Origin of the sequence: Fructilactobacillus lindneri DSM 20690 = JCM 11027 (assembly GCF_002907375.1) — a bacterium.
Classification (GTDB): Bacteria; Bacillota; Bacilli; order Lactobacillales; family Lactobacillaceae; genus Fructilactobacillus; species Fructilactobacillus lindneri.
The window spans coordinates 113,595-123,906 of sequence record NZ_MIYK01000016.1; the positions used below are offsets into that span (position 1 = coordinate 113,595).

General features: G+C 35.5%; 8 protein-coding genes. 6 read left to right on the forward strand and 2 right to left on the reverse strand.

All coding sequences use genetic code 11. From position 1 onward, the window contains the following. Positions 1-175: 175 nt before the first annotated feature. The 5 genes from BHU33_RS05420 to BHU33_RS07540 all read left to right on the forward strand — a co-directional run bounded on the left by BHU33_RS05420 (position 176) and on the right by BHU33_RS07540 (position 5,130). Positions 176-1,291: a YibE/F family protein gene (locus BHU33_RS05420; RefSeq protein ID WP_225354788.1), complete on the forward strand. Its 1,116-nt coding sequence runs from the start codon at positions 176-178 to the stop codon at positions 1,289-1,291. Then, complete coding sequence (locus BHU33_RS05425; protein ID WP_054646488.1) at positions 1,288-2,052, forward strand: YibE/F family protein; 765 nt, start codon at positions 1,288-1,290, stop codon at positions 2,050-2,052. The genes BHU33_RS05420 and BHU33_RS05425 overlap by 4 nt, the downstream gene beginning before the upstream one ends. A gap of 155 nt (positions 2,053-2,207) precedes the next feature. Further along, positions 2,208-4,028 carry a pyruvate oxidase gene (gene spxB, locus BHU33_RS05430; protein ID WP_054646551.1) on the forward strand — a complete coding sequence of 607 codons (1,821 nt, stop codon included), beginning with the start codon at positions 2,208-2,210 and terminating at the stop codon, positions 4,026-4,028. A gap of 110 nt (positions 4,029-4,138) precedes the next feature. Then, complete coding sequence (locus tag BHU33_RS05435) at positions 4,139-4,921, forward strand: sulfite exporter TauE/SafE family protein (RefSeq protein ID WP_054646487.1); 783 nt, start codon at positions 4,139-4,141, stop codon at positions 4,919-4,921. A gap of 62 nt (positions 4,922-4,983) precedes the next feature. Next, positions 4,984-5,130, forward strand: coding sequence for a hypothetical protein (locus BHU33_RS07540; RefSeq protein ID WP_156405633.1), 147 nt, complete (start codon positions 4,984-4,986; stop codon positions 5,128-5,130). A 66-nt stretch (positions 5,131-5,196) separates the two neighbouring features. Here BHU33_RS07540 and BHU33_RS05440 read toward each other — a convergent pair whose 3' ends face one another. Then, entirely contained in the window at positions 5,197-5,724 is a 528-nt protein-coding gene (locus BHU33_RS05440) for an HdeD family acid-resistance protein (RefSeq protein ID WP_054646486.1), read from the reverse strand. 51 nt (positions 5,725-5,775) lie between these two features. Beyond that, positions 5,776-6,969, reverse strand: coding sequence for an MFS transporter (locus tag BHU33_RS05445; protein WP_056997768.1), 1,194 nt, complete (start codon positions 6,967-6,969; stop codon positions 5,776-5,778). A 157-nt stretch (positions 6,970-7,126) separates the two neighbouring features. Between BHU33_RS05445 and BHU33_RS05450 the strand changes: the two genes are divergently transcribed. Then, the gene (locus tag BHU33_RS05450) at positions 7,127-9,667 is read left to right on the forward strand and encodes a M1 family metallopeptidase (RefSeq protein WP_056997769.1); all 2,541 of its coding nucleotides are present in this window, start codon (positions 7,127-7,129) and stop codon (positions 9,665-9,667) included. The last annotated feature ends 645 nt before the right edge of the window (positions 9,668-10,312 follow it).

Consider the following 10,312-nt stretch of genomic DNA (forward strand, 5'->3'; position numbering starts at 1 on the left):
GTTCAAAGGCGTTGCTGCTTTTTATTAATCTTTCATTAGTCGTAAGGATGTTTGTTGTTAGATTTGAGACTAAAAAACGTTTAAAAGTCCACTTCATTTTTCTGGCCTTTCATTTAGTTTATAATGGTATCTAATGCTAGTTTAGTTTCATTTAATTATGTTTGGAGATGGCAACTTGACTCGAATTAATCCTAAGTTTCATATAAAGTGGCTTACAATTTTATTAACTTTATTGATCGGAATTGGAGCAATGGTGTTTACGCATTTTGATGCTCCATTTTATCATCAGACCGTTGCACAAGTACAAAAAGTCCATAATTATGGTCGTACAAAAGTAACCGATGAATTTCATAACCAAGATTTTCAAGAAAATCAAACCGTGACGCTTAAAATTTTAAATGGTAAAGACCGCGGGAAAATTATGAAGTCGAAAAACCAATTTTCCGGTGCTGGCGCGACCGATATGCAATATCATGCTGGACAACAGGTGTTTGTGCATTTAGGAAACAAAAAATCCAACAAGTCTTCAATTTTAATCAATGGATTTAAACGTGATACGGTAGTTGTTTTTTTAGTTTGGCTGACAATTAGTTTATTATTATTGATTTTAAAATTCAGAGGATCGATGGCTTTATTAAGTTTAGTAATTAATGCGCTTCTCTTTTTCGCGGCAGTTGAAATTGATGTAGGAACGAATTTTAATCCGTTTATTTTGTTTTCCATTTTGGCAGTTATTTTTACTTTTGTGACGGCAGCTTTAATCTTTGGCTGGTCCAAAGAAACGCTTGTCGCGATTGCTTCAACTATTTGTGGAACGGCTGCCGCTATTTTGATTGCTTACTTAGTTATGTCGGCTACACATCAACGCGGCATGAATTTTGAAATGATGGATTATGTGACCCAACAGCGACTGCCATTATTTTTTGCAGGTAGTATGATTGGCTCATTAGGAGCAATCATGGATCTTTCAGCCGACATTACTTCTAGTTTATTCGCTGTTTATCGAGAAGAGCCGGAGTTGACCTTTTGGCAATTATTTAAGAATGCGAGAAAGATTGGACGATCAATTATGGGACCATTAATTAATGTTTTATTCTTGATTTTTGTAGCTGGAACTTTTCCCATGATGGTACTTTTCATGCGAAATGGAAATAACTGGGGCTATTCATATTCCATGATTATGACGCTGGGAATCGTTCAAAGTTTGATTAGTGGAATCGGGATTGCACTAACAGTACCTATTACTGGTTTAATTGCTGGAGGTTTATGTGAAACGAAGGTGATCAAATGACAACTATTACAGCGTTAATTTTTGTTTTATTTGGCGCAATGTTGCTAGCAGGTGGTAAACAAGGATTTGTTTCATTTTTAGGCTTGATATTTAATTTTGGTCTAGTCTTTATGTCGGTTGTCTTGATTTCGTTTGGAATTCCTTATTTGCTTGTGACCTTGATTAGTGCCGTCATCATTTTAGTAATTACCATCTACTTTGGTAATCAACAGGGACGAAATGCCGATATTGCGTTTTTAACTTCCTTAATTGTAGTAGGACTAGTGATTTTACTAATTATTCCAGTTGAGCATTGGGCTCAGGTTCAAGGCTTTGGCGTTGAAAATACCGAGGATTTAGAGGGACTGTCATTGCAGCTAGGCGTTCGATTTCTCGATGTTTCATGTGCTATGACGATTTTGAGTTGTTTAGGGGCAGTTGCTGAAGCTGCTGTCGCATTAGCCACAGGGTTAGTTGAACTAGAAGATCATGATAAAACCATCACTGATACTAAGTTACGTAAAGAAGGCACCAAAGTTGGAAAAGAAATTGTCGGTACTGCCTTTAATACTTTATTCTTTGGTTTTTATGGTGAATTAATCGGTTTGTTTATCTGGTTTGCTCGTCTCCATTATGATTTTGGAATGGTATTAAATGATAAAATTTTTGTTTCCGAGTTTATCATGACGCTGATTTCTTCAATTGGAATAGTTTTGACAATTCCAATTACCATTTATATTGTGATTTTTCAAAAACATCGACGAAAAAAAGTAAATAATTAAACAAGATTCGGCTAAATTGGACCCGATGGGACTAATTTAGCTGAATTTTTTAGTTAAACAACTAAAGTTTAATTGCAGAAAATTAGGTAGTCCAAAATATTGCAAGCGTTTTCAAAAGGTACCATACTTATAGTATGAAAGGGAGGTAATATATGATGAAAGATGTAAACAAAGTTCCTGCTGCTGTAGCAATGTTGAAGGTAATTGAAGCTTATGGGGTAAAGGATATTTATGGTTACCCAGGTGGATCAATTAACTCAACGCTTAAAGCACTTGATATTGAAAAAGAAAAAATTAATTACATTCAGATTCGACACGAACAAGTGGGAGCATTAGCTGCCGCAGCTCATACTAAGTTAACAGGCAAAATTGGAGTTGCATTTGGTTCTGCTGGACCAGGAGCAGTTAACTTGTTAAACGGATTATATGATGCTAAAGAAGATCATGTTCCGGTTTTAGCATTAGTGGGACAAGTTGGTCACGATAACATGAATTACAACTATTTCCAAGAAATGCCTGAGGTTCCCATGTTTGAAGATGTGGCTGTTTATGATCGATTAGTCATGACTCCCGAAAGTTTGCCTCATGTCATTGATAGGGCCATCCACGAAGCTTATGCTAAAAAAGGGGTCGCTGTAGTAGTAATTCCAAATGATTTTGGTTTTGATTTGATTCCAGATGTCAGATATGATTCCGCTTCACAAACCTATAACAAGCCAGCTCCTGAACCACAAGCAACTGATGCCGAAGTTGATGAATTTTTGCAGTTAGTTAAAGATGCTAAACGTCCTGTTATTCATGTTGGTCGTGGAATTAAAAATGGTGGCGACAAATTAATTGAATTATCGAAAAAATTACAAATTCCATTAGTTATGGATGGTTTAGCTAAAGGATATGTCAATGAAGATTATGAGGGGAATTTGGGTACTGCTAACCGAGCTGCTTCCAAAGCCGCTGATGAGATTTTGGACGTATCTGATTTAGTCATTGCTATTGGGGGAGATTTTCCATTTGCTAATAGTTTTTATGCTACTCATGATTTCAAGTACATTCAAATTGATAATCAAACAATTGAACTTGGTCGTCATCATGTTCCAGAATTAGCAATTTGGTCTGATGCAACGCAATTTGTTGAAAAAGCACTTGATCGTAGTGAAACTGTTGCTCCTAGTGGATTCTTTAAAGCCGCTGCTGCTGATATGCAAAACTGGAAACAATATATTAAAAAGATGTTGGCCAGTGATGATGAAAGTTTGACACCTGCTCAGGTTTATAATCAAATTAATCGAGTTTCTAATCCAGATACAATTTATTCAGTTGATGTTGGTGATAATATAATTAACACCTTTAGATATTTGAATATCAGACCTACGAATCAATGGGTCATTTCAGCTTTATTTGCAACGATGGGTTCTGGAGTACCAGGTGCAATTGCAGCTAAATTAGATAATCCGAAAAAGCAAGTCTTTAATATTGCTGGAGATGGTGCTTTATCAATGGTAATGCAGGATTTGGTTACTATGACTAAATATCATTTACCAATTATCAACATTGTTACCCAAAATGGTGACTTAAGTTTCATTAAGGGTGAGCAAGAAGATTTACCAATGCAATTTTATGGTCTTGATTTACAACAACAAGATTTTGCGATGATTGCTAAAGGAATGGGATTAGATGCGATTCGAGTAACAGATTATCGTGAACTCCCTGCAGCATTTGATAAAGCCGTTCAGGCTGCCAATGCTGGAACTCCATTTTTGATTGATATTGTTATCAATGACAAACGTGGATTGCCTGTTGAAGATTTGGATGTCAAAATTGTTGATGGAAAATTAGAAGAATCAGTTAGTCATAAATACAAAGATGACAAACCAGCTGGTAAAACTTATAGTTTGCAAGAATTCTTTGATTACTATGGTGGACAAGATCTTTTACCATTAGCTCATTATTTTTATGAATATGATGTAAAATTGTAAAAATATTTTGATTTAAAAACAACCCCCACTTTAATGTGAGGGCTGTTTTTGTATATAATGGAAATAACTATTACAATTCTAAACACTTCGGAAGGAAGTATTTAACGAGTATGATTTTACAATTTGTTTTTTTGATAGCAGCCGGGATTGTGGCGGGATTATTAGCCACGATTGCTGGATTAGCTTCGATTGCCTCTTATCCAGCGTTACTAATGGTAGGAATTCCACCAGTGGTTGCTAATGTTTCTAACACGGTTTCACTAATTTGTACCGGTTTAGGTGCAATTCCTGCTTCTTTAAAAGAATTAAAAGGGCAGTGGAAGCGAGCATTTTATTACACAATTTTAGCTGTAATCGGAAGTTTAATTGGAAGCTCATTACTTTTGATTGCTCCAGCTTCAACTTTTGAAAAGGTAGTTCCATTTTTTATCTTTATTGCTGGTTTTATGTTAATTCTTTCTGGACGTGGGACCGAGATTAAAGCGGAAACACAGCTAAAACGAGATGCTGAACATCCAACTCGTCACCGCTGGATTCAAGTTGCTAGTTTTGCCGGGATTATTTTTGTTGGTGGTTATCTAGGTTATTTTGGCGCTGCTGGTGGAGTAGTTTTATTGGCTATTTTAGCAATTATTACGCGCGAAAGTTTTGCTAAGTACAATGCTGTGAAAAACGTGATGACATTTGCTTGTAATATTGCCGCAACCGCACTTTTTATTTTCAAGGCTACCATTGATTGGGGAGCAGTTTTACCGCTTGGAATCGGGTTATTGATTGGTGGTTATTGTGGTCCTTTAATTGTCCGTCATGTTAACATCCGTATTTTGCGGATGTTAATTGCTATTGCATCATTTATTTTAGCGGGATATTTATTTGTAAAAGCTTATTTCTAACACGAAAAGATGTTAAAATAGAATTAGTATAATTAAAACGTCTTGGATCGAGGTGTTAGTAGATGAAAATATTTTATTGGTGTATGGCAGCCTTTTGGGTATTAACTTTGGTTGTAATGTTATTCCCAATGGGAATGATGCCAGCAATGTATATGATGATAGCTGGAATGCTGGTTCACAGTATTGTATGTGCTGTAAGACAAAAATAAGGTATAAAAAAACTTCGTAAGCATGGATTAATCCGTGTTTACGAAGTTTTTTGTTTGAAAATGTGCTTAAAAGGCACGAACAATCATTTTGATTCCTTCAATTACAAAGTAAATTGCAATTAAAAGAATGACTAAAGCATTTGAAACCATTGGTGAGAAGAATAAGAAAATCCCAATAAATACTCCTAAAATTCCACAAATCAGAGTTAGGTAGTAATAAGGTTTCTTTGAAATCTTATTGGCTTTAACAGTTTTGTAAATATCAATCGCTGAATCAACCATAAACCAGAGCGCAAAGGCAATCGCAATTAGAAAGAAACCAAACGAATTACTAAAAATTAATAATAACCCAACCAGAACGTCGACAATGGCATCAATGATAAATTGATAACCACCCATATTAAGTTCTTTTTCAAGTTGTTTATGAAGGACAATATGGTAAGCTCCCATACAAAGAGCGATAATTCCAATCACCATTATTAATGAACGAAAGGCTGCAAAGGGACGGGCAAAAATAGTAAGTCCCAAACCAATAAAGATAATTCCAGCGATTAATGACCAATAGTCAATTTTCTTTTTTTCATCTGTGTACATTAAAAAAACTCCTTTTAAATTATTTAACACTTTAATTATAAACTAAAAAGCCTAATAATTTTTCACATTTTTATCAATTTTCATTTCATGACTAACAACGTAAGTTATTAAGGCTGATACGAAGAGGATTCCAGCCACAATTGCATATGGAATATGGGGATTAATGTCCATCAATGATCCAGCGAAGATTGGACCAGCGATATTACCAATGCTAGTCAGCGACATGTTTAGTCCATTAATTAACCCTTGGTTACGGTTGCCAAAACGAGTCAGCATTGTAGTAATAGCAGGTCGTAAAACATCAAAGGCACAAAATACCAATAGGGTTGCAATGATAACTTCAATAGCGCTATGGGCAAATAAAAGCCAAACAATTCCAATCGTACTAATTAAAAAACAAATTCGAGTTAGTCTAATTTCACTAAAAAAGTTAACTAATTTATCAAACAGTAGGACTTGCAAGATAAGTGAGAAAATTCCATTTAAGATTAGGGTGATTGAAATTTCATTTAAAGTAAATTTAAAAACTTGGTTAACATACAACGTATAAATACTTTCAAACCCGGCTAGTCCGAATGAAGAAATGAGAATCATCGTAAAAAGAATTATCACCACTTTACTCATGATGGCTTTTAGTCCCTTTTCGGTAATGTTAACTTGACCAACCTGATGACCATTACTTTGATTTTTGATGTGTTTAGGTAAACCAACCACGAAAATGACAGCAGCTACTAATCCTGCGGCTCCAGCAAACCAGAATGGTGTTTTGTAACTGATATTGGCTAATACGCCTCCAATCCCGGGTCCGATAATTAAGCCACCACTTAAAGCAGCTGAAATCCAGCCGATTACTTTGGCACGATCGCGTTCGCTGGATAAATCAGCTGCCATCGCCATCGAAGTAGTTCCAACCATGTCGGCTGAAATCCCACCGATACTTCGTGAGATATCAAATAACAGCAGACTGTTGGAAGCGGCAAACATTAACTCGGAAAACATATATAGGAGTAGTCCAGCGGTTAATATTGGAGCTCGCCCCATTTTATCGGAAATCCGTCCGACAATTGGCGAAAAAATGAACTGTGCTAGCGCGTACAGGGAAGTCATTGCTCCCATTTCGCCCGCAGTTAAATGATATTCAGATTTAATAAAAGGCTCAACCGGAATAACTAGACTCCATCCCAGGCAAATGATGAAGTTGGCCGCAATAATAATGAAAATGGCACGTTTCGTTTCTTTTGACATATTTTTTCTTCCTTAAAATTGAGAATGAGATAGTTTTATTATAATTCAATTGTCGATATCTTAAAAAAGAAATTTCGCTATTCTTTACTATTAATAGTAAGTCGGCTACAATTGCAAAAATGTAAAAATTATTTAGAAAGCCAAAGAGGGATTGAAAATGGCAGAGATAAAACGATTGTATGATGTTTTTCAACCAGATCATTATGATGTTTATTTTGATATAAATCGTCAAAATAAAACAATTCACGGGAAAACGATTATTACTGGTAATGCTGACAAATTGGAGATTGCCGTTAATCAAAAAAATTTAGTGGTTACAGAAGTGATTGCTGATGGAAAACCGGTTGATTTTACGACTGATAACCAAGCAGAAACATTAAACATTCAACTTCCTAAGACTGGGAAAGTTGAATTAACGATTACCTACCATACTAAGCTGACTGATTCGATGATGGGAATCTATCCTTCTTACTACCAAGTAGACGGAGTTCAGAAACAGATTATCGGAACGCAGTTTGAAACTACTTTTGCTCGTGAAGCATTTCCAGGAGTGGACGAGCCAGAAGCAAAAGCGACGTTTAGTCTTGCTATTAAGTTTGATGAACACGATGGCGAAACCATTTTAGCTAATATGCCTGAAGATCATGTGCAAAATGGGGTTCATTATTTTGTTCCAACTGTTAAAATGTCAACTTATCTAGTTGCATTTGCTTTTGGAGAATTACAAAGCAAGATTACTACTACTGATAGTGGAGTTAAAGTGGGAGTATTTGCTACTAAGGCTCATCAAGCAAACGAGTTGGATTTTGCCTTAGATATAGCAAAGCGTGCTATTGAATTTTACGAAGATTTTTACCAAACACCATATCCACTGCCTCATTCTTGGCAGTTAGCGCTACCAGACTTTTCGGCAGGAGCAATGGAAAACTGGGGCTTGATTACTTACCGGGAGTCTTATTTGCTGCTTGATCCAAACAACACTTCTTTAGACGTTAAGCAGTTAGTTGCGACGGTTATTACCCATGAATTAGCTCACCAATGGTTTGGCGATTTAGTTACTATGAAATGGTGGGATGATTTGTGGTTGAATGAAAGTTTTGCCAATATGATGGAATATGTGGCAGTTGATGCCCTTAATCCTGATTGGAATATCTGGGAACTGTTTCAAACTTCTGATGTTCCAGCTGCTTTACAACGTGATGCTACGGATGGAGTTCAGTCGGTTCACGTTGATGTGAATGATCCAGCCGAAATTGATGCACTCTTTGATTCAGCCATTGTGTATGCCAAAGGGGCACGGATGCTAGTGATGGTACGTTCTTTACTTGGCGATGAGGCTTTGAGAAAAGGACTCAAGCAATATTTTGCGGCTCATCAATATGGCAATGCTACTGGAAGCGACTTATGGCAAGCGTTAGAAGATGCTTCCGGATTAAAAATTGGCGCTATCATGGATTCATGGTTAGAACAACCTGGTTATCCAGTGGTAACAGCAAATGTTAACGATCAAGGTAAGCTGATTTTATCACAGCAACAGTTCTTTATTGGTGGTGGCAAGGATGAAGGACGCATATGGAAGATTCCTTTGAACGGTAATTATCCTGAAACACCACAGATTATGGATGACAAAACACTTGAACTAGGTGACTATCAACAATTAAGAGCACAAAACGACCAGCCATTCCGTTTGAATATAGGAAATAACTCTCATTATATTGTTAAATATGATGAAAAATTATTACAGGATATTTTACATCATGCTGATACTTTGACACCGATTGATCAACGTCAGCTATTACAGGATTTACGCTTGCTAGCTTCTGCACAGCAGGTTTCTTATGCGGACTTGATTCCATTGCTGGTCCGATTTTCAACTAGTCATTCGGCAACGGTAAATGCTGAAATTTACCAAATTGCTAATAGTTTACGAATGTTTGTAGAACCAGCTTCTCCTGCTGAACAGCAGTTGCGAGAATTGTTTGATCGATTAAGTCATCAACAAGTACAACGGTTAGGATGGCTTCCTAAAGCTGATGATAGTAATGATGATCAGCTAACTCGTCCATTTGTATTAAATGCCTCACTTTATGCACAAAACGAAGCATCAATTCAACAAGCCCACGAATTATTTGAACGTTATCAAAATGATTTAATTGATTTGTCAGCAGATGTGCGTGGTTTGGTATTAAAAAATGAAGTTCAAAACTTTGGTAGTGAAGCGTTATTTACTAAATTATTGGATGATTATCAAAAAACTGCGGATGCCAGCTTTAAAAGTGATATTCGTTTAGCACTTCCAAATACAACTAACCCTGAGTTGATTCAACAAATAGTTAATAATTTTGAAAATGCTGCTGTGATTAAACCTCAAGATTTGCGAGCTTGGTATCGGGGATTATTAAATAATGAAGCTGGACAACAAGCCGCTTGGGATTGGATTAGAAATGATTGGCAATGGTTAGAAGATACAGTTGGTGGTGATATGGAATTTGCAACCTTTATTACAGTTACTGCCAACATTTTTCATACGCCTGCTCGTTTAGCAGAATTTGAATCATTTTTTACACCTAAGTTGCAAACTCCAGGATTAACTCGTGAAATTAAAATGGATCTTGATTTAATTAAAGGAAAAGTTTCGTTGATTAATAAGGAACGAAATGTAGTTAATGACACCATTAATCAAGTTCTTAATAAATAAATTAAAAAAATACTTTCGTATTATAGGAGACTAACATTTATTTTTATCAAATGTTAGTCTTTTTTATTTACAAATTACGAACGAAATCAATAATACTTTTATTAATTTATGCTTTTAAAAACTTGTGTTTAAAATATTTTGACTTTTTTTGACCAAACTGTTGACATAGGAATTAACCGGGTGTATATTATTAATTGTCGCTTGAGGAATGGCATGTTTTTATGATTAAAAATTGAAAATAAATTTTTTAAAATTAATTGTTAAAAACGTTTGACATTCTTTGACCAATGAGATATACTAATAATTGTTCGTTAGGGAATGATTACGAAATGCTTTGACAAATTAATCTTTAAGTGATTGAGTTTTTTAAAATTAATTAAGTTAAATCATTGACAATTATTTCTAAACGAGTTATTATAGTAAACGCACTGCAGAAGCAGTGCAAGAGTAGATCTTTGAAAACTGAACAAGATTTTGATTACAAAAGTGTAAGGTAATCTTTAAACTTAGTTTAAAGGTTAAAACATTATGCAAAGTCAATTTGCTTTAAGAAATAAAATAAATAAGAGCTAGTAAAGTTCTCATTTTTAAAATGAGAGTTTGATCCTGGCTCAGGACGAACGTTGGCGGCGTGCCTAATACATG